Origin of the sequence: Enterobacter sp. CM29 (assembly GCF_013179605.1) — a bacterium.
Classification (GTDB): domain Bacteria; phylum Pseudomonadota; class Gammaproteobacteria; order Enterobacterales; family Enterobacteriaceae; genus Enterobacter; species Enterobacter intestinihominis.
In genome coordinates this window covers 16,739-35,098 of sequence record NZ_JABMCU010000001.1, presented here as the reverse complement: position 1 = coordinate 35,098, position 18,360 = coordinate 16,739, and the positions used below count along the sequence as shown (strand labels likewise).

The window sequence follows — 18,360 nt, the reverse complement described above, 5'->3', positions numbered from 1 at the left end:
AAAGATTCGTGGTTAAATCAAGGTGGAACGCGTGGAATTACTTTCTCAGTATGGGTTGTTTTTGGCCAAAATCGCGACGGTGGTTATTGCTGTCGCGGTGATTGCCGTCCTGATTGTCAACCTGACGCAGCGTAAGCGTCAGCGTGGTGAGTTACGCATTACCCGCCTGAGCGAGCAGTATAAAGAGATGCGGGAAGAGATGTCTCTGGCGCTGCTTGACGATCATCAACAGAAGCTGTGGCTAAAAGCCCAGAAGAAAAAACATAAGCAGGACGCCAAAGCCGCGAAGGAGAAAGCTAAGCTCGCCACGCCACAGGCTGTCGCAAAACCGCGCGTCTATGTGCTCGATTTTAAAGGTAGCATGGATGCGCATGAAGTCTCCTCTCTGCGTGAGGAAGTGACAGCGGTGCTGGCCGTGGCGACAGCCCAGGATCAGGTGGTGGTTCGCCTTGAAAGCCCGGGCGGCGTAGTGCATGGTTATGGACTGGCGGCTTCGCAGTTACAACGTCTGCGGGATAAACAGATCCCGCTCACCGTGGCGGTAGATAAGGTCGCGGCGAGTGGCGGCTATATGATGGCGTGCGTGGCGGATAAAATCGTCGCAGCACCGTTCTCCATTATCGGCTCGATTGGGGTGGTTGCGCAGATCCCTAACTTCAATCGTTTCCTGAAAAATAAAGAGATCGACATCGAATTGCATACGGCGGGTCAGTACAAACGTACGCTGACGCTGCTCGGCGAAAATACCGAAGAGGGACGGCAGAAGTTCCGGGAAGATCTGAACGAAACCCACCATCTGTTCAAGGATTTCGTGCACCGCATGCGCCCAACGCTGGACATTGAGCAGGTGGCTACGGGCGAACACTGGTACGGCACGCAGGCGCAGGAGAAAGGGCTGGTGGATGAAGTGGGTACCAGCGACGACCTCCTGCTCAACCTGATGGAAGGTCGTGAGCTGGTGGGGGTGCGCTTCACCCGACGTAAGCGCCTGCTCGACCGTTTAACCAATAGTGCGGCAGAAAGCGCGGATCGCCTGCTGATACGCTGGTTGCAGCGCGGACAAAAGCCGCTGCTGTAAAGAAAAACGCGAGGCAGATGCCTCGCGTTTTCGTTTTAATCGACCAGGTGGTACTTCTCTGAGAGGGTATGCGCCAGGTATTTAAACATGTTAAACACGGCGGTGCTTTTCGGGGTTGGTAACCCTTGTTCATCAAGGAAGTATTCACCGCTGAACACCAGCACGCCATTACGTTGTTCCACGCCAGTCGCTTCAATCCCCGCCAGGGTGTCTTCATGGTCGCGAATGAGTTTGTTTGCTTCGATAAGCAGTGAAGCTCGGTCAATGGGTTGGGTCGTATTCTGCATATTCCACTCCTTAAACAGTGACAATAGTCTACGCCTGGGTCGCTTCGGGGGCAAATTTTCCCTGCTATTCGCGGGTATAAGGAACAGGGGCTGGCTGGCGGGATTTGCTTTTGCATGCTAATAAAGTTGCGTAACGAATTTTATCAGGTACAGTGTGCGCTTTCGTCATTCTGGCAACAGAATTGCTTGACATTCGACCGGGAATTCGTCACGAATGAACTTTGATGTGAGAAAAATACCCGAAAACTCAATGACCTGGATGTCGCCATACTGACGTTCGGTAAGACAAAGGGGTTGATATCCCCTGACGACGTCGCAATATCAATGGCTCGTCGTCAGCGGAAGGGAAATCAACGTGCGGCGTATTCCTGGAAGAATTAAATTAGGTAAAGGTGAATATGGGTAAAGCTCTCGTCATCGTTGAGTCCCCGGCAAAAGCCAAAACGATCAATAAATATCTGGGCAATGACTATGTGGTTAAGTCCAGCGTTGGTCACATTCGCGATTTGCCGACAAGTGGCTCAGCCAGCAAAAAGAGCGCAGACTCTACCTCCACCAAAGGGGCTAAAAAGCCTAAAAAGGATGAACGTAGCGCGCTTGTCAACCGCATGGGTGTTAACCCATGGCACAACTGGGATGCACAATACGAAGTGCTGCCAGGCAAAGAAAAAGTCGTTAACGAGCTGAAGCAGCTTGCTGAAAAAGCAGACCACATTTATCTCGCAACCGACCTTGACCGCGAAGGGGAGGCCATCGCATGGCACCTGCGGGAAGTGATTGGGGGTGATGACAAACGCTACAGCCGTGTAGTGTTTAACGAAATTACAAAGAATGCGATTCGTCAGGCGTTTGAAAAGCCGGGTGAACTGAATATCGACCGTGTTAACGCTCAGCAGGCGCGTCGCTTTATGGACCGCGTTGTAGGCTACATGGTTTCGCCGTTGCTGTGGAAAAAGGTCGCTCGCGGCCTGTCTGCGGGGCGTGTGCAGTCTGTGGCTGTTCGTCTTGTTGTCGAACGTGAACGCGAGATCAAAGCGTTTGTTCCGGAAGAGTTCTGGGAAGTGGATGCGAATGTCACCACGCCGGGCGGCGATGCGCTGCCGTTGCAGGTGAGCCACCACAACGACAAACCGTTCCGTCCTGAAAATCGCGATCAGACCATGGCCGCCGTAGCGCTGCTGGAAAAAGCGCGTTATCAGGTGCTGGATCGTGAAGACAAACCGACCAGCAGCAAGCCTGGCGCACCGTTTATCACGTCAACGCTTCAGCAGGCGGCAAGTACGCGTCTGGGTTACGGCGTGAAGAAAACCATGATGATGGCCCAGCGTTTGTATGAAGCGGGTTACATCACCTACATGCGTACTGACTCCACCAACCTGAGCCAGGACGCTGTCAGCATGGTGCGTGGCTATATCGAGGACAACTTCGGTAAGAAATACCTGCCGGACAGCCCTAATCAGTACGCCAGCAAAGAGAATTCTCAGGAAGCGCACGAAGCGATCCGTCCTTCTGACGTTTCCGTTCTGGCGGAATCTCTTAAAGATATGGAAGCGGACGCCCAGAAGCTGTATCAGCTGATCTGGCGCCAGTTCGTGGCCTGCCAGATGACGCCAGCGAAATACGACTCCACTACGCTGACCGTTGGCGCGGGTGATTTCCGCCTGAAAGCGCGCGGCCGCATTCTGCGTTTCGACGGCTGGACAAAAGTGATGCCTGCGCTGCGTAAAGGTGATGAAGACAGAACGCTGCCTTCCGTCAACAAAGGCGACGAGCTGTCGCTGGTTGATCTGGTACCGGCCCAGCACTTCACCAAGCCGCCTGCGCGTTTCAGCGAAGCGTCGCTGGTAAAAGAGCTGGAAAAACGCGGCATCGGTCGCCCGTCTACCTATGCGTCAATCATTTCGACCATTCAGGATCGTGGATACGTTCGCGTTGAGAACCGTCGTTTCTATGCTGAAAAAATGGGTGAGATTGTTACCGACCGTCTGGAAGCTAACTTCCGTGAGTTGATGAACTATGACTTCACCGCGCAGATGGAGGACAGTCTCGATGAGGTTGCCAGCCATAAGGCCGAGTGGAAGAAAGTTCTCGACAGCTTCTTCAGCGATTTTACCAACCAGCTTGAGAAAGCTGAGAAAGATCCTGAAGAAGGCGGCATGCTGCCTAACCAGATGGTACTGACCAGCATCGACTGCCCAACCTGTGGCCGTAAAATGGGGATCCGTACCGCAACCACGGGCGTGTTCCTCGGCTGTTCTGGTTATGCGCTTTCGCCGAAAGAGCGTTGCAAAACCACTATCAACCTCGTGCCGGAGAACGAAGTTCTCAACGTGCTGGAAGGTGACGATGCGGAGACCAACGCACTGCGCGCCAAGCGCCGCTGTAAGAAATGCGGCACGGCGATGGACAGCTACCTGATCGATCCAAAACGTAAACTGCACGTTTGCGGTAATAACCCAACCTGCGACGGTTATGAGATCGAAGAAGGTGAGTTCCGCATTAAGGGCTATGACGGTCCGATCGTTGAGTGTGAGAAATGTGGTTCCGAAATGCACCTGAAAATGGGACGCTTCGGTAAGTACATGGCATGTACCAACGACGACTGTAAAAACACGCGTAAGATCCTGCGTAACGGTGAAGTTGCGCCGCCGAAGGAAGATCCGGTTCCGCTTCCTGAGCTGCCGTGCGAGAAGTCAGAGGCGTATTTCGTGCTGCGTGACGGCGCTGCCGGGGTATTCCTGGCGGCCAACACCTTCCCGAAATCGCGCGAAACCCGTGCGCCGCTGGTAGAAGAGCTGTACCGCTTCCGTGACCGTCTGCCGGAGAAACTGCGTTACCTGGCCGATGCGCCACAGCAGGATCCGGAAGGCAACAAAACCGTGGTGCGCTTCAGCCGTAAAACGAAGCAGCAGTACGTGGCGGCAGAGAAAGAGGGTAAAGCGACCGGTTGGTCAGCCTTCTTTGTCGACGGGAAATGGGTTGAAGGTAAAAAATAATCTTCACTTACCGTAACTTACCTGTGAAAGGGCCGGACTTCCGGCCCTTTTTTATTACGTTGTTATTATTTTTTGTTCCGTACTATACAGCCTGGCTATAAATGATATAGTGGTTATAGTTAACCCGTTTCTTATTATCAAATCGTATTAAGCGATTGACGCATGCGCTAAATCGGATGGTCTGGCATGAAATTACAGCAGCTTCGCTATATCGTTGAGGTCGTCAATCATAACCTCAATGTCTCTTCCACCGCAGAAGGTCTTTATACCTCGCAGCCTGGCATCAGTAAGCAGGTGCGTATGCTGGAGGATGAATTAGGTATTCAGATATTTGCCCGCAGCGGTAAGCACCTGACTCAGGTCACGCCGGCAGGGCAGGAAATCATTCGCATCGCACGAGAAGTGCTTTCCAAAGTCGATGCCATTAAATCCGTCGCCGGGGAACATACCTGGCCGGATAAAGGCTCCCTTTATATAGCCACCACGCACACGCAGGCGCGTTATGCGCTTCCCGGGGTGATCAAAGGTTTTATCGAACGCTATCCCCGCGTTTCCCTGCATATGCATCAGGGCTCACCGACGCAAATCGCAGAGGCCGTGTCTAAAGGCAATGCCGATTTTGCCATCGCGACGGAAGCTCTTCATCTGTACGATGATCTGGTCATGCTCCCGTGCTACCACTGGAACCGCTCTATTGTCGTGACCCCCGATCATCCGCTGGCGGGGAAGGGCGAAGTGACAATCGAAGAGCTGGCGCAATACCCGCTGGTTACCTATACGTTCGGATTTACGGGCCGTTCTGAGCTAGACACCGCCTTTAACCGCGCCGGATTAACGCCACGGATCGTCTTCACTGCAACGGATGCGGACGTCATTAAAACGTACGTGCGTCTGGGTCTGGGCGTAGGCGTTATTGCCAGCATGGCGGTGGATCCTGTATCAGACCCGGATCTGGTGCGTCTGGACGCGCATGATATCTTCAGCCACAGCACCACCAAGATAGGTTTTCGTCGCAGCACGTTCCTTCGCAGCTATATGTATGATTTTATTCAGCGCTTCGCACCGCATTTAACACGTGACGTGGTCGACACGGCCGTGGCGTTACGCTCCAATGAAGACATCGAAGAGATGTTTAAAGACATCAAACTTCCTGCCAAATAATTACACCCGGTATCTTTCTCTTCTGGAAAGATACCGGTTTCCCCCTTTAAATCTAAATTAGAATTAACCTCATCTGCGCCTACTGTCATATATCGTCATAACCCATTTGATGAATAGGGTTTTACTGTCGCAAATTTGCGACAAAAGTAGAAACTAATTTACAGGTGTGCAAATTATTCTTTTCAATTATTTATTTCTGGTCAAAAGATTGAATTTTCCCAGGCTCAGATTCGTAAATTCACTGGCTTTTCGGCTAAAGTTTCTTTAGGATTTATCTCATCAGATGATTACTTGTGCCAATTGTTTGGTCTCTAAATGATAAGCGATATCGATTGTATGAGGTTAGCAATGCCGTCAGGAAGTGAAGAACCGCAAAGGGATCCCGCGCTTAAGCGTAAAGCCTGGCTGGCGGTCTTTCTCGGCTCTGCCCTGTTCTGGGTGGTTGTTGCTCTTGTCGTCTGGAAATATTGGGGTTGAATATGGTCATGACGGTGCGTACTGACGCGAGAAAAGAGATGTGTCAGCTTCGTGACAATGCTCACAAAGCGCGTAAGGCGCCAGCAACCAGCGTGCCAGCCTCCTGGCAACTGACGCCACAGCAGCAGGCCTTTATTGATGTGTTCGCAGAAGACGAACCCAAAAAACAATAATTTTGATTTTTGCGTAATGATGCAAATAGTCTGAATAAAGACTGTGCACTTTTGTACTCCTTAATAAATACACATCAGCAATATAGAACGAGGGCAGACCTCGCATCCTTAAATAATTAAAGTCTGGTGTCCCTATGATGAATAACATGACAACCGTAAAATACTGGTCATGGCTCGGCGTATTCTCAGCGTCGATCCTCTTCTGGTGTCAGCTCCTCTGGCTGGCCTTACACTAAATCGTAAAACCTCGCCACGGCGGGGTTTTTTGTTTAATCCCTCGCGTTGGACCATTCCTAAATTTATCAATTTGGGTTGTTATCAAAACGTTACGACATCTTTGTGTTATCTTTAATTACAGCCCTGATGATTGTCAGGACATCCCTGTTTTTAAGGAGGAGCTTATGTCGTTAACCCTACGCGAAGCCAGTAAGGACACATTACAGGCGGAAAATAAAACCTGGCGCTACTACAGCTTACCGCTGGCTGCCAGGACGCTTGGGGACATTTCGCGGTTACCCAAGTCGTTGAAAGTACTACTGGAAAACCTCTTGCGCTGGCAAGATGGCGACTCGGTTACCGAGGAGGATATCCAGGCTCTGGCAGGGTGGCTGAAAAATGCTCACGCAGACAAAGAAATTGCCTACCGCCCGGCCAGGGTATTGATGCAGGATTTCACCGGCGTGCCGGCGGTTGTGGACTTGGCCGCCATGCGTGAAGCTGTTAAGCGTCTCGGGGGCGATACGGCTAAGGTGAACCCGCTCTCACCGGTAGACCTCGTCATCGACCACTCCGTCACCGTCGATCACTTTGGTGACGACGATGCTTTCGGTGAAAACGTCCGTCTGGAGATGGAACGTAACCATGAACGCTATGTCTTCCTCAAATGGGGTCAGCAGGCGTTCAGCCGTTTCAGCGTTGTTCCACCAGGCACCGGCATTTGTCACCAGGTCAACCTGGAATATCTCGGCAAAACCGTCTGGAGTGAATTGCAGGATAAAGAGTGGGTGGCTTACCCGGATACGCTGGTGGGCACCGATTCACACACGACCATGATTAACGGCCTTGGCGTTCTGGGCTGGGGCGTCGGTGGTATTGAAGCGGAAGCGGCCATGCTCGGCCAGCCGGTATCGATGCTCATTCCCGATGTGGTGGGCTTTAAGCTGACCGGTAAATTGTCCGAAGGCATTACCGCCACGGATCTGGTCCTGACGGTCACCCAGATGCTGCGTAAGCATGGCGTGGTGGGTAAATTCGTTGAATTTTATGGTGATGGTCTGGATTCACTGCCGCTGGCGGACCGGGCCACCATCGCCAACATGGCGCCGGAATATGGTGCGACCTGCGGCTTTTTCCCAATTGATAGCGTTACGCTTGAGTATATGCGCCTCAGTGGTCGCAGCGAGGAGCAGGTGGCGCTCGTAGAGGCCTACACCAAAGCGCAGGGCATGTGGCGTAACCCGGGTGACGAGCCGGTATTTACCAGCACGCTGGAATTGGATATGGGCACCGTTGAGGCAAGCCTCGCAGGGCCGAAACGACCGCAGGACCGCGTCGCCCTGAGCAACGTTCCGAAAGCCTTTGCCGCCAGCAATGAGCTGGAGGTTAACGCCGCGCAAAAAGATCACCGTCCTGTGGACTATGTTCTGAACGGGCATCAGTATCAGCTCCCTGACGGCGCCGTGGTGATCGCCGCTATCACTTCCTGTACCAACACGTCCAACCCGAGTGTGTTAATGGCTGCCGGGCTGCTGGCAAAAAAAGCGGTAGAACTGGGACTCAAGCCACAGCCGTGGGTTAAGGCGTCCCTGGCGCCTGGTTCGAAAGTGGTTTCCGATTACCTGGCGCAGGCCAGACTCACGCCGTACCTCGACGAGTTGGGCTTTAATCTGGTGGGTTACGGCTGTACGACCTGCATCGGTAACTCTGGTCCACTGCCTGAGCCTATTGAAGTGGCGATCAAGCAGGGTGATTTGACCGTTGGCGCGGTACTTTCCGGTAACCGAAACTTTGAGGGGCGTATTCATCCGCTGGTGAAAACCAACTGGCTGGCCTCGCCGCCGCTGGTCGTAGCCTATGCTCTGGCCGGAAACATGAACATTAACCTGGCGACCGATCCGATTGGTCACGATCGCAATAATGAACCTGTCTATCTGAAAGACATCTGGCCATCATCGCGTGAAATTGCGCGCGCGGTAGAGAAAGTTTCCACCGAGATGTTCCGCAAAGAGTATGCGGAAGTGTTCGAAGGTACAGCGGAATGGAAAGCGATCGACGTGGTGGGTTCCGATACCTATGACTGGCAGGATGATTCTACCTATATTCGCCTGTCGCCCTTCTTCGATGAGATGCTGGCGGAGCCTGCACCGCTGAAAGACATTCACGGCGCGCGCATTCTGGCGATGCTGGGCGATTCCGTCACCACTGACCATATCTCACCAGCGGGGAGCATCAAAGCGGACAGTCCGGCAGGTCGGTATCTGCAAAGCCGTGGCGTGGAACGTCGCGATTTTAACTCCTACGGTTCGCGCCGCGGTAACCACGAAGTGATGATGCGCGGGACATTTGCCAACATCCGCATTCGTAATGAAATGGTCCCGGGCGTGGAAGGGGGCATGACGCGCCACCTGCCAGATACAGAGGTCATTTCAATTTATGACGCAGCCATGAAGTATCAGCAGGAGGGTACGCCACTGGCCGTTATTGCCGGTAAAGAGTACGGCTCTGGTTCCAGTCGCGACTGGGCGGCTAAAGGTCCACGTCTGCTCGGGGTTCGCGTGGTGATTGCCGAATCCTTTGAACGTATCCACCGCTCAAACCTGATCGGGATGGGGATCCTGCCGCTGGAGTTCCCGCAGGGCATAACGCGTAAAACGCTGGGTCTGACCGGGGAAGAGCAGATTGATATCAGCGGTCTGCAAAATCTGCAACCGGGTAAAACCGTTCCGGTGAAGTTAACGCGGGCAGATGGTACAACAGAAGTGCTGGATTGTCGGTGTCGTATTGATACGGCAACAGAGCTAACCTATTACCAGAACGACGGCATTTTACATTATGTGATTCGAAAGATGCTGGACTGATAAAACTCGCCCGGCAGAAGTGCCGGGCGTTTTGCGTTTACTCGCTCAGCAGGTGCCCCATCTTTGCAGCTTTGGTATCGAGGTAGTGCGCGTTTTTCGGATTGCGGCCAACAATCAGCGGCACGCGTTCAACGATATTGATGCCCGCTTCAGTGAGGATCTCCACTTTTTTCGGGTTATTGGTCAACAGACGCACTTCGTCCACGCCCAGCAGCTTGAACATATCTGCGCAGAGGGTGAAATCGCGCTCGTCAGCAGCAAAGCCGAGCTGATGGTTTGCTTCGACGGTATCATAGCCCTGATCCTGCAACGCGTAGGCGCGGATTTTATTCAGCAGACCGATATTGCGTCCTTCCTGGCGGTGATACAGCAGCACGCCACGTCCTTCCTCTGCGATATGAGAAAGAGCGGCTTCGAGCTGGAAACCGCAGTCACAGCGCAGGCTGAAGAGCGCGTCACCGGTCAGACACTCAGAATGAACGCGGGACAGTACCGGCGTCTGCCCCGAAATGTCACCGTATACCAGGGCGACGTGATCTTGTCCGGTTGCCAGTTCTTCAAAACCCACCATCAGGAAATCGCCCCATGGGGTTGGCAGTTTGGCTTCTGCCACACGTTTAAGCTGCATGTGATTCTCCATACCAGGCTGACACGTTTCGTGCCTTTGCCCCATTTTGCTTTCTGTATTGGACTATTTTGCCACAAGCCCGGCTACTTCACCTAATCACCACCACGCTATACGGACGTTAAACGCACGATCCGACATATCCACCAGAAGGTGGAAATTCAGTTATGATTGTGGTGCTTAGTGAAAAAGGAGAGGACATGCTTTCAATTGCCAGACGCACGGCCGCAGGCGCCGCCGTATTGCTTGTTATACCCCTGATCGTTTGGTTCTCCGGCTGGATGTGGAAGCCCGGACAAAACGAGACGTGGCTGAAAGCCTTATACTGGATAACTGAGACGGTCACCCAGCCCTGGGGGATTATTACGCACGTGCTGCTCTGTGCCTGGTTCCTGTGGTGCCTGCGCTTTCGTCTTCGCGCGGCGCTGGTATTATTTGCCATTCTCGGAGGTGCCATTCTTGTCGGGCAGGGGGTGAAGTCGTGGGTGAAAGATCGCGTGCAGGAACCCCGTCCCTTTGTTATCTGGCTGGAAAAAACGCACCATATTCCGGTAGATGAGTTCTACACTTTAAAGCGTAAGGATCGCGGGGCGTTGGTGAAAGAACAGCTTGCGGAACAGCAGGATATCCCGACATTTTTACGCAAACACTGGCAAAAAGAGACCGGCTTTGCGTTTCCTTCCGGACATACGATGTTTGCTGCCAGCTGGGCGCTACTCGGCGTGGGGCTGCTTTGGCCACGTCGACGTACCCTCACGATTGCGATTTTGCTGGTCTGGGCGACAGGCGTAATGGGCAGCCGGATGCTGCTGGGTATGCACTGGCCGCGTGATTTGGTGGTGGCTACGCTGATTTCGTGGGTACTGGTTACGCTGGCGACCTGGCTTGCACAACGTTTCTGTGGGCCTCTGACGCCACCGCAGGAAGAGAAGGAAGAAATAGCCGAAAGGGAGTCAGGCGGAACCTGAAGCTTGATATTCCGCATTTTGACCATAAATCCATGAAGGGCGCATTACTTTTTCCGTTTCGCGCCCGCCACTAAAATGGTAGCTTATAAGGCTGATTGCAGTGAGTTGAACACGCTTTATACGCTCGAACCACATAACGGGAAGTCATGTGAAATATTTACTCATTTTCTTACTGGTGTTGGCGATTTTTGTCATTTCAGTCACATTGGGCGCGCAAAACGATCAACAGGTAAGTTTCAACTATCTGCTGGCGCAGGGCGAGTACCGGGTGTCGAGCCTGCTGGCTGTGTTATTCGCAGCGGGTTTTGTCATCGGATGGCTTGTATGTGGCCTGTTCTGGCTTAAGGTTCGTGTTTCCCTTGTTCGCGCTGAACGTAAAATTAAACGACTTGAACATCAACTTACGCCTGCGACTGACATTCCGGCGAGCTCTGTTGTGCCGGTAGTCAAGGAATAATCGAATATGCTGGAGTTGTTGTTTCTGCTTTTGCCTGTCGCCGCAGCCTATGGCTGGTATATGGGCCGCAGAAGCGCGCAACAAACAAAACAGGATGAAGCAAACCGACTCTCCCGTGACTACGTTGCGGGGGTGAACTTCCTGCTGAGCAATCAGCAGGATAAAGCGGTCGATCTGTTCCTCGACATGCTCAAAGAGGATACCGGCACCGTAGAGGCGCATCTCACCCTGGGAAACCTGTTCCGCTCGCGCGGAGAGGTTGACCGTGCCATTCGTATCCACCAGACCCTGATGGAAAGCGCTTCGTTGACCTATGAGCAACGGTTGCTGGCCGTTCAGCAGCTTGGACGGGATTACATGGCCGCGGGGCTTTACGATCGCGCCGAGGATATGTTCTCTCAGCTGGTGGATGAGACCGATTTCCGTATCGGTGCGCTTCAGCAACTTCTGCAAATCTACCAGGCAACCAGCGACTGGCAAAAAGCGATTGATACCGCCGAACGGCTGGTCAAACTCGGCAAAGACAAACAGCGCGTCGAAATTGCCCATTTTTACTGCGAGCTTGCCCTTCAGCAAATGGGTAGCGATGACATGGATAAGGCCATGGCATTGCTAAAAAAAGGCGCCGCGGCCGATCGCAACAGCGCCCGCATCTCGATAATGATGGGGCGGGTCTTTATGGCTAATGGTGATTACGCCAAAGCCGTGGAAAGCCTGCTTCGCGTTATCGATCAGGACAAAGAGCTGGTCAGCGAAACGCTGGAAATGCTGCAAACCTGCTATCAGCAGTTAGGTAAGCAGGACGAGTGGGTTGCATTCCTGCGCCGCTGTGTTGAAGAAAACACCGGTGCCACAGCCGAGCTGATGCTGTCGGATGTCGTCGAAGAGCACGAAGGGAGTGATACCGCCCAGGTATACATTACCCGTCAGTTGCAGCGCCATCCGACGATGCGCGTCTTCCACAAGCTGATGGATTATCATCTTAACGATGCAGAAGAAGGGCGCGCTAAAGAGAGCCTGATGGTGCTGCGAGACATGGTCGGTGAACAGGTGCGGAGCAAGCCGCGCTATCGCTGCCAGAAATGCGGCTTCACCGCCTATTCGCTCTACTGGCATTGCCCTTCCTGCCGGGCCTGGTCCACCATCAAGCCAATTCGTGGTCTGGACGGGCAGTGATTTTTTAAAACACTCCATTTTAGTTACAACATACTAAAGAGTGCATTATTTCTTTCAGCACCGTGCGGTCTGTGGTTCAACAGGAAAAGCATTCGATTCTGTTCATTTACCCCGAGGGCAGGTAGAATGCACGCCGTTTATCTGTTCCGCGCCGCTGCGCGCCCATAGACGAAAAGGGCTGGTCATGACGTCTGTTACTTCCTCCACTTCCCGCGTAGTTACCGATTCTCCTGTAGTTGTTGCTCTGGATTACAATAACCGTGACGCCGCACTGGCCTTTGTTGATGGTATTGATCCCCGGGATTGCCGTCTTAAAGTAGGCAAAGAGATGTTTACGCTGTTCGGTCCGCAAATCGTCCGCGATCTGCACCAGCGTGGTTTCGACGTTTTCCTCGACCTGAAATTCCACGATATTCCGAATACCACTGCCCACGCCGTTGCTGCGGCGGCTGAACTGGGTGTGTGGATGGTTAACGTTCATGCCTCCGGTGGGGCACGTATGATGACGGCTGCGCGCGAAGCGCTGGTGCCGTTTGGCAATGACGCTCCGCTTCTTATCGCCGTCACCGTGCTGACCAGTATGGATGAATCTGACCTTCGTGACCTGGGTGTGACGTTGTCACCTGCCGAACATGCGGAGCGTCTGGCGCGCCTCACGCAACAGTGTGGGCTTGATGGCGTGGTCTGTTCAGCTCAGGAGGCGGTTCGCTTCAAATCTGAGTTAGGCCGCGAATTTAAACTGGTGACGCCAGGTATCCGTCCGGCAGGCAGCGAGTCAGGGGATCAGCGACGCATCATGACGCCAGAGCAGGCGCTGAGCGCGGGGGTAGACTATATGGTAATTGGTCGCCCGGTGACGCAATCCGCTCATCCGGCAGAGACTCTGAAAGCGATTAATGCATCACTGAAAAAGGGGGCATAATGCGTGATGCCAACACTCGTCTGGTCTATTCAACAGATACCGGGCGCATTGAAGAGCCAAAAGAGAAAGCTGAACGTCCGAAAGGCGATGGAATCGTGCGTATTCAGCGCCAGACCAGTGGCAGAAAAGGGAAAGGCGTTTGCCTTGTCACCGGGATTGATCTGGATGATGCAGAGCTGGTAAAGCTCGCCGCTGAGCTTAAAAAGAAGTGCGGATGCGGTGGGGCAGTAAAAGACGGCATAATTGAGATTCAGGGCGATAAGCGGGATTTAATTAAAACGCTGCTGGAAGCCAAAGGTATGAAAGTCAAACTGGCGGGCGGTTAAAATAAATGAGCCACGGACATTGCCGTGGCTCTTTTTTTTACGTGCGTAAGTCAGACCTGAAAATACAAAATATATTATTATACCGGTGAGAGCCGTTATGGTGATTATTTGCCCACCTGGTGACCGATAATACCACCTACGGCAGCACCACCTAATGTACCCAGCGTACTACCATCCGTTAATACTGCACCACCAAGCGCACCAGCACCGGCACCAATCGCGGTGTTACGGTCACGTTTAGACCAGTTAGAGCAAGCGCTCAGAGACATTGCTACAGTGATTGCCAGAACAGCGGCGGCTAATTTTTTGCTGGTAAAGGTCATAATACTTTCTCCTGAATTATCGATTCACGGAAAGGAATGCACTTTAAGTATAGACAATATCCGTACTTAAATTCTGTTCCCGTGAAAGCTGGTCGCGCAGGCGTTACATCATCACGCAGGTGATAGTCACTTCCTGTTATATCGCTAATATTAATTTTACGTGTTTAGAACAGTTTCAACAGGTAAAAACTCTTAAAGGAAGGGTCGGAATACTCTCAGAGAAAGGTTTAAGTGCGCCCATTATTCGGGCGCAGCAGGATAATCAGGCCGTTTTTTTCACAATATCGACAGTCAGGCCGTCTTGTTCTAATTGCTGGCGATATTCATCGCGTAAACGCTCATCCGTGATCACACGGCTGAAGCGCGAAGCCGGACCCATCGTATAAGGGTGTACGGCGCCAAACTTAGAGCTATCGGTCAGCACAATCGCTTCACACTCTTTGGCGAGTACGGCGTTCACCACGTCTGAACGCATCATGTCGCGACCGGTAAAGCCGGTGTCGGGCTGCCAGCCGTCAATGCCAATGAATGCCTTACTGAAGTGAACCTGCTGAACATATTGACGCGTTAATGGCCCCACCATGCTTTCGCTTTTCTTCTGGTAAATGCCGCCCAGCAGAATGACCTCGCAGCGAGTTTCCTTCAACAGATGGGCGATATAGCTGCTTACGGTAATGATGGTAACGTCTTTTTGATCGGCAAGCGTGCGCGCCAGAAGGGCGTTACTGCTGCCATTTTCAATAAAGACGGTCTCACCGTTATTCACTAAGGATGCAGCAAACTCCGCCAGTTCCCGCTTGAGCGCAAAATTGTTCATCATGCGGGTTTCAACGTCCTCGCTGTCCAGTGGAACGGCATATCCGTGCGCACGCCGCAGGTAGCTCTGTTTTTCCAGAAGATTCAGATCCTGACGAATGGTGACTTCAGAAACGCCGGTAGCTTTAGCGAGATCGACTACGCTTACGCGTCCCTGATCGATCACCATCTGCAAAATGATTTGTTGTCGGGAATTCATAGCATCCATTTAAAAGGCAAGGGCGAAAACGACGTGGTTACACTTCCCACGGGGCTTTTGGTTGAGTGGATTCTGATGCGTTATCAGTGCCGTTCTCAGCCAGCAGTTCAGACTTGAGGATCTCAAGATTACGGATAGCAGAGTGATAATCGCCCGCGACAAGAATATCCAGCACAGTATCAATACGCTGTGCCACGGCTGTTGCATCAATGTTAGACATAAGCTCACCCTGAAGCGAAAAGTTAATATTATCAATGATGCAGAAAATTGATTCAAAAGAGAAGGTAAAAAATGCAATAACCAAAGTTCATAAATGAAAGTGACAAATTTAACCCCCGTATGCTGCGGGTTGTAGGGGTGGATTAGTCTAAAACTGCGCGCAACGCGCTTTTTTATAAGAGGAATTCGACTATGACAGTTATCAACCAGACAACCTGCACATTGTTTACTGATGCTGAACGATTCACTCAACTGGCGGCTTATTATGAGGCCGAACGGCGCACGGTGTGGATGATGTTACGTGCCACGCCACGGCCTTGCTTCAATCATGCGCTGATCGAGGAGATCATGAATCTCTCCTGGCTGGTTCGCCAGTCCGGATTTGTCGTTGATTTTTGGGTCACCGGATCGCTGGTCCCTGACATCTACAATACCGGCGGTGATTTACAATTCTTCGTTGAGTGCATCAAAAACAACCGACGCGAAGCGTTACGCGCCTATGCCCGGGCTTGTGTGGACTGCGTTCATGCCGCCTCACGAGGGTTCGATACCGGTGCTGTCACGCTGGCGATGGTGGAAGGAAGCGCGTTAGGGGGCGGGTTTGAAGCCGCGCTCGCGCACCATTTCATTCTGGCCCAGCGCGATGCCCGATTAGGCTTTCCGGAAATCGCGTTCAATCTGTTCCCGGGCATGGGCGGTTATTCACTGGTGGCGCGTCGTGCCGGCATGAAAATGGCAGAGGCGCTGATCTATAAAGGTGAGTCGCATACGGCGGAATGGTATGAACAGCACGGTCTTGTGGATCTCTTATTCGAGCCGTTACAGAGCTATGTTTCGGTACGGACGTTTATCGACACGCTACAGCCGAAGCTGAACGGCGTAAGGGCCATGCTGCGCGCGCGTACGCGTGTTCTGCCACTTCCGCGAAGCGAGTTGATGGACATTACAGAGGATTGGGTGGATGCCGCCTTCTGCCTTGAACCGAAGGATATCGCCTACATGGAGCGGCTGGTTATGCTGCAAAATCGCCATCAGGCGACGGGCTTACGCAAAGCCAGCTAACGGACATTCCTGGCCTGATAGCGCTTTAGCCATCGCTCGAATGCGGCTGCGGGCATGGGCTTAGCAAAAAGATAACCCTGCCGTTCGTTGACGCCATTCTTCGTCAGAAAGGCGTCTTCTTTTGCACTCTCCACCCCTTCAGCAATGACCTGCAGATTCAACGCCTGTGCCACGGCGACTATCGCGCGCACGAGCGACTGTGAAATGGACTGCTTATGGATATCCCGGACGAAGGACTGGTCAAGCTTGATGGCGTCGATAGGGAAGCGCGCCAGCTGCGACAGGGAAGAGTACCCCGTACCAAAGTCATCAAGGTGAATTTGCGCCCCCAGGCGGCTAAATTGCTGGATCACTGACAGGGCCAGCTCTTCATTTTCGATGAGACAGCTTTCGGTCAATTCCACGTCAATCGGGCAGTATTCAAAATTCAGGTCTTTCAGCGCCTGCTTCAGGTCACTGAAGATGGTCTGGTCCGCCAGCTGACGGGCGGAAACGTTGACCGCGACGCGCAGGTTGATCCCTTTGTCGCGCCATTTTGCCACCTGGCGCACCACATCGAGCATAACCCAGCGGCCAAGGGGCACTATCAGTCCTGACTCTTCCGCATAGGAGATAAATTCCATCGGCGGGATCAGGCCACGCTCCGGCGACTGCCAGCGCACCAGCGCCTCCAGACTTCTGACTTCGCCGCGCCAGGTCATTTTTGGCTGGTAGTGAATTAACAGCTGATCGTTATCCAGCGCTTTACGCAGGTTGGTATCCAGCCACAGATATTCAAATACGCGCTGGTTCATCTCTGGCGAGAAGACGCAGAATTTACCCCGGCCATTTTCCTTGGCGGTGTACATGGCGGTGTCGGCATTGCGAATGACGCTTTCCCGATCGTTACCGTGCTGGGGCGCAAGCGCGATACCAAGCGAGCAGCCGGTGTAAACCTCAATCAGCCCGATGCGGAAAGGCTGCCGCAGTCGGGTCAGAATGCGCGACGCCATAGCTTCCAGCGCGCCCTGCGAGGTATCGGTGGCCATCACGATAAACTCATCCCCACCCAGGCGCGCCAGGGTTTGTCCGTCGTCCAGGCAACTCAGGATCGCCAGCGCAACGGCCTGTAGCAGCTGGTCGCCAAACATATGCCCATAGGCATCGTTCACTTTTTTAAAGTTATCCAGATCGAGATAAACCACGCCCACCTGCGTTTCACCCCGGGAGGTGATGGCGTCGGAGATCAGCTCATGGATGGCATTTCGGTTAGGCAAACCGGTAATCGTATCCGTATTGGCGAGAACGCGCAGGCGCTCCTGGGCCCGGCGCTCTTCCGTGATGTCGGTACCTGAACAGATGAGGAAAATTTCATTTTTCCCGCTGCCGCTGTGAACGAATTTATTTCTGAAGAGAAACAGGCGTTGCCCCTTGCGGGTCTTGATCCAGCGTTCGACTTCGTAGGAGCTGCCGTTACGAAAAAAACCGGTGATGTTGCGTTTTGAGGCCGCGGCTTCGCTGCGGCTCATGAACAGTTTAAACACGTTTTGCCCGATGACTTCCTGTTCCTTCAGGCCCGTATATTCTTCACTTAAACGGTTGAAGCGCTGAATATTCCCGTTCTGGTCGAGGATGACAATTACGGAGTTAGCTTCGGACACCACCTGTTCGGCGAAGGAGAGTCCCTGCGCCAGATCGCGCGCCACGGAAGGCGTGTCGTTCCATGCTGATGCCGTTCCCGCCCACTCATTTTTGTTAATTTTACGACCGACAAGATGGACGGGAACGTCCACACCATACAAGGGAAGGGTCATGGCAATGCTGGACGTGATAACGGTGAGCTGGCGAATCAGAGCGGCCTGCTCATCGTCCAGCGCAACCACCTGAACGATTTCAGCGCTTTCACTGGCAGCAAGATGCAGAGCATTGCTGTCTGCTGTTAGTCGCCACCAGGGGCTATGCGTACCCATGTAACGAAACAGCAAATTCTGCTCCAGATCGTCCATCCCGTTTTCTCCCGCGGCTGCTGAGTAGCGCAC

19 protein-coding genes are annotated in these 18,360 nt (G+C 53.0%); 13 read left to right on the top strand and 6 right to left on the bottom strand.

The genetic code is table 11. From position 1 onward, the window contains the following. Nucleotides 1-31: 31 nt before the first annotated feature. Nucleotides 32-1,078: a protease SohB gene (sohB, locus tag HP459_RS00175; protein ID WP_171935797.1), complete on the top strand. Its 1,047-nt coding sequence runs from the start codon at nt 32-34 to the stop codon at nt 1,076-1,078. Between the two features lie 35 nt (nt 1,079-1,113). On the opposite strand, the gene HP459_RS00170 is transcribed toward sohB, so the two are convergent. Beyond that, complete coding sequence (locus HP459_RS00170; protein ID WP_003856804.1) at nt 1,114-1,365, bottom strand: YciN family protein; 252 nt, start codon at nt 1,363-1,365, stop codon at nt 1,114-1,116. Between the two features lie 398 nt (nt 1,366-1,763). Here HP459_RS00170 and topA point away from each other — a divergent pair, with 398 nt between their 5' ends. From topA to acnA, 6 genes are all read left to right on the top strand, one after another. After that, nucleotides 1,764-4,361: a type I DNA topoisomerase gene (topA, locus tag HP459_RS00165; RefSeq protein ID WP_171935796.1), complete on the top strand. Its 2,598-nt coding sequence runs from the start codon at nt 1,764-1,766 to the stop codon at nt 4,359-4,361. Between the two features lie 186 nt (nt 4,362-4,547). Continuing rightward, complete coding sequence (gene cysB, locus HP459_RS00160) at nt 4,548-5,522, top strand: HTH-type transcriptional regulator CysB (protein WP_006810844.1); 975 nt, start codon at nt 4,548-4,550, stop codon at nt 5,520-5,522. A 336-nt stretch (nt 5,523-5,858) separates the two neighbouring features. After that, nucleotides 5,859-5,999 (top strand): YmiA family putative membrane protein, encoded by a 141-nt coding sequence (locus HP459_RS00155; protein ID WP_216661609.1) that lies wholly within the window; start codon nt 5,859-5,861, stop codon nt 5,997-5,999. A gap of 8 nt (nt 6,000-6,007) precedes the next feature. Next, nucleotides 6,008-6,172 carry a hypothetical protein gene (locus HP459_RS00150; protein WP_162181317.1) on the top strand — a complete coding sequence of 55 codons (165 nt, stop codon included), beginning with the start codon at nt 6,008-6,010 and terminating at the stop codon, nt 6,170-6,172. Nucleotides 6,173-6,309: 137 nt separating this feature from the next. After that, nucleotides 6,310-6,408, top strand: a complete 99-nt coding sequence (gene ymiC / locus HP459_RS23440; protein ID WP_032103392.1) for a small membrane protein YmiC — start codon at nt 6,310-6,312, stop codon at nt 6,406-6,408. Nucleotides 6,409-6,573: 165 nt separating this feature from the next. Continuing rightward, nucleotides 6,574-9,249, top strand: coding sequence for an aconitate hydratase AcnA (gene acnA / locus HP459_RS00145; RefSeq protein WP_171935794.1), 2,676 nt, complete (start codon nt 6,574-6,576; stop codon nt 9,247-9,249). Nucleotides 9,250-9,286: 37 nt separating this feature from the next. On the opposite strand, the gene ribA is transcribed toward acnA, so the two are convergent. Further along, nucleotides 9,287-9,877 carry a GTP cyclohydrolase II gene (gene ribA / locus HP459_RS00140; protein ID WP_013096372.1) on the bottom strand — a complete coding sequence of 197 codons (591 nt, stop codon included), beginning with the start codon at nt 9,875-9,877 and terminating at the stop codon, nt 9,287-9,289. Nucleotides 9,878-10,074: 197 nt separating this feature from the next. Here ribA and pgpB point away from each other — a divergent pair, with 197 nt between their 5' ends. From pgpB to yciH, 5 genes are all read left to right on the top strand, one after another. Further along, on the top strand, nt 10,075-10,842 hold the full coding sequence (gene pgpB / locus HP459_RS00135; RefSeq protein WP_032622464.1) for a phosphatidylglycerophosphatase B: 768 nt from the start codon (nt 10,075-10,077) through the stop codon (nt 10,840-10,842). 148 nt (nt 10,843-10,990) lie between these two features. Then, nucleotides 10,991-11,299 carry a lipopolysaccharide assembly protein LapA domain-containing protein gene (locus HP459_RS00130; RefSeq protein WP_171935793.1) on the top strand — a complete coding sequence of 103 codons (309 nt, stop codon included), beginning with the start codon at nt 10,991-10,993 and terminating at the stop codon, nt 11,297-11,299. 6 nt (nt 11,300-11,305) lie between these two features. Next, a complete protein-coding gene (gene lapB / locus HP459_RS00125) occupies nt 11,306-12,475 on the top strand; it encodes a lipopolysaccharide assembly protein LapB (protein ID WP_003856819.1) in 1,170 nt (389 codons plus the stop codon). Between the two features lie 184 nt (nt 12,476-12,659). Continuing rightward, entirely contained in the window at nt 12,660-13,397 is a 738-nt protein-coding gene (pyrF, locus tag HP459_RS00120) for an orotidine-5'-phosphate decarboxylase (protein WP_022648318.1), read from the top strand. Then, nucleotides 13,397-13,723, top strand: coding sequence for a stress response translation initiation inhibitor YciH (gene yciH, locus HP459_RS00115; protein WP_022648317.1), 327 nt, complete (start codon nt 13,397-13,399; stop codon nt 13,721-13,723). Before pyrF ends, yciH begins: the two co-directional genes overlap by 1 nt. Nucleotides 13,724-13,827: 104 nt before the next feature. On the opposite strand, the gene osmB is transcribed toward yciH, so the two are convergent. The 3 genes from osmB to HP459_RS00100 form a co-directional block, all read right to left on the bottom strand. Further along, nucleotides 13,828-14,046 (bottom strand): osmotically-inducible lipoprotein OsmB, encoded by a 219-nt coding sequence (osmB, locus tag HP459_RS00110; RefSeq protein WP_003856823.1) that lies wholly within the window; start codon nt 14,044-14,046, stop codon nt 13,828-13,830. 262 nt (nt 14,047-14,308) lie between these two features. Then, nucleotides 14,309-15,061 carry a DNA-binding transcriptional regulator YciT gene (locus HP459_RS00105; protein WP_023306387.1) on the bottom strand — a complete coding sequence of 251 codons (753 nt, stop codon included), beginning with the start codon at nt 15,059-15,061 and terminating at the stop codon, nt 14,309-14,311. Between the two features lie 37 nt (nt 15,062-15,098). Beyond that, nucleotides 15,099-15,281: a hypothetical protein gene (locus HP459_RS00100; RefSeq protein WP_022648315.1), complete on the bottom strand. Its 183-nt coding sequence runs from the start codon at nt 15,279-15,281 to the stop codon at nt 15,099-15,101. A 191-nt stretch (nt 15,282-15,472) separates the two neighbouring features. On the opposite strand from HP459_RS00100, the gene HP459_RS00095 reads away from it, so the two are divergent. After that, nucleotides 15,473-16,342 carry a crotonase/enoyl-CoA hydratase family protein gene (locus HP459_RS00095; RefSeq protein ID WP_047051533.1) on the top strand — a complete coding sequence of 290 codons (870 nt, stop codon included), beginning with the start codon at nt 15,473-15,475 and terminating at the stop codon, nt 16,340-16,342. Here HP459_RS00095 and pdeR read toward each other — a convergent pair. Next, the gene (gene pdeR, locus HP459_RS00090) at nt 16,339-18,327 is read right to left on the bottom strand and encodes a cyclic di-GMP phosphodiesterase (protein ID WP_058646442.1); all 1,989 of its coding nucleotides are present in this window, start codon (nt 18,325-18,327) and stop codon (nt 16,339-16,341) included. The two genes, HP459_RS00095 and pdeR, sit on opposite strands and share 4 nt — an antisense overlap. Nucleotides 18,328-18,360 lie beyond the last annotated feature (33 nt).

Coding starts and splice junctions, on each gene's coding strand:
- HP459_RS00170 (WP_003856804.1), bottom strand. CDS start 1,365: ATGCAGAATACGACCCAACCCATTGACCGAGCTTCACTGCTTATCGAA.
- topA (WP_171935796.1), top strand. CDS start 1,764: ATGGGTAAAGCTCTCGTCATCGTTGAGTCCCCGGCAAAAGCCAAAACG.
- cysB (WP_006810844.1), top strand. CDS start 4,548: ATGAAATTACAGCAGCTTCGCTATATCGTTGAGGTCGTCAATCATAAC.
- HP459_RS00155 (WP_216661609.1), top strand. CDS start 5,859: ATGAGGTTAGCAATGCCGTCAGGAAGTGAAGAACCGCAAAGGGATCCC.
- HP459_RS00150 (WP_162181317.1), top strand. CDS start 6,008: ATGACGGTGCGTACTGACGCGAGAAAAGAGATGTGTCAGCTTCGTGAC.
- ymiC (WP_032103392.1), top strand. CDS start 6,310: ATGAATAACATGACAACCGTAAAATACTGGTCATGGCTCGGCGTATTC.
- acnA (WP_171935794.1), top strand. CDS start 6,574: ATGTCGTTAACCCTACGCGAAGCCAGTAAGGACACATTACAGGCGGAA.
- ribA (WP_013096372.1), bottom strand. CDS start 9,877: ATGCAGCTTAAACGTGTGGCAGAAGCCAAACTGCCAACCCCATGGGGC.
- pgpB (WP_032622464.1), top strand. CDS start 10,075: ATGCTTTCAATTGCCAGACGCACGGCCGCAGGCGCCGCCGTATTGCTT.
- lapB (WP_003856819.1), top strand. CDS start 11,306: ATGCTGGAGTTGTTGTTTCTGCTTTTGCCTGTCGCCGCAGCCTATGGC.
- pyrF (WP_022648318.1), top strand. CDS start 12,660: ATGACGTCTGTTACTTCCTCCACTTCCCGCGTAGTTACCGATTCTCCT.
- yciH (WP_022648317.1), top strand. CDS start 13,397: ATGCGTGATGCCAACACTCGTCTGGTCTATTCAACAGATACCGGGCGC.
- osmB (WP_003856823.1), bottom strand. CDS start 14,046: ATGACCTTTACCAGCAAAAAATTAGCCGCCGCTGTTCTGGCAATCACT.
- HP459_RS00105 (WP_023306387.1), bottom strand. CDS start 15,061: ATGAATTCCCGACAACAAATCATTTTGCAGATGGTGATCGATCAGGGA.
- HP459_RS00100 (WP_022648315.1), bottom strand. CDS start 15,281: ATGTCTAACATTGATGCAACAGCCGTGGCACAGCGTATTGATACTGTG.
- HP459_RS00095 (WP_047051533.1), top strand. CDS start 15,473: ATGACAGTTATCAACCAGACAACCTGCACATTGTTTACTGATGCTGAA.
- pdeR (WP_058646442.1), bottom strand. CDS start 18,327: ATGGACGATCTGGAGCAGAATTTGCTGTTTCGTTACATGGGTACGCAT.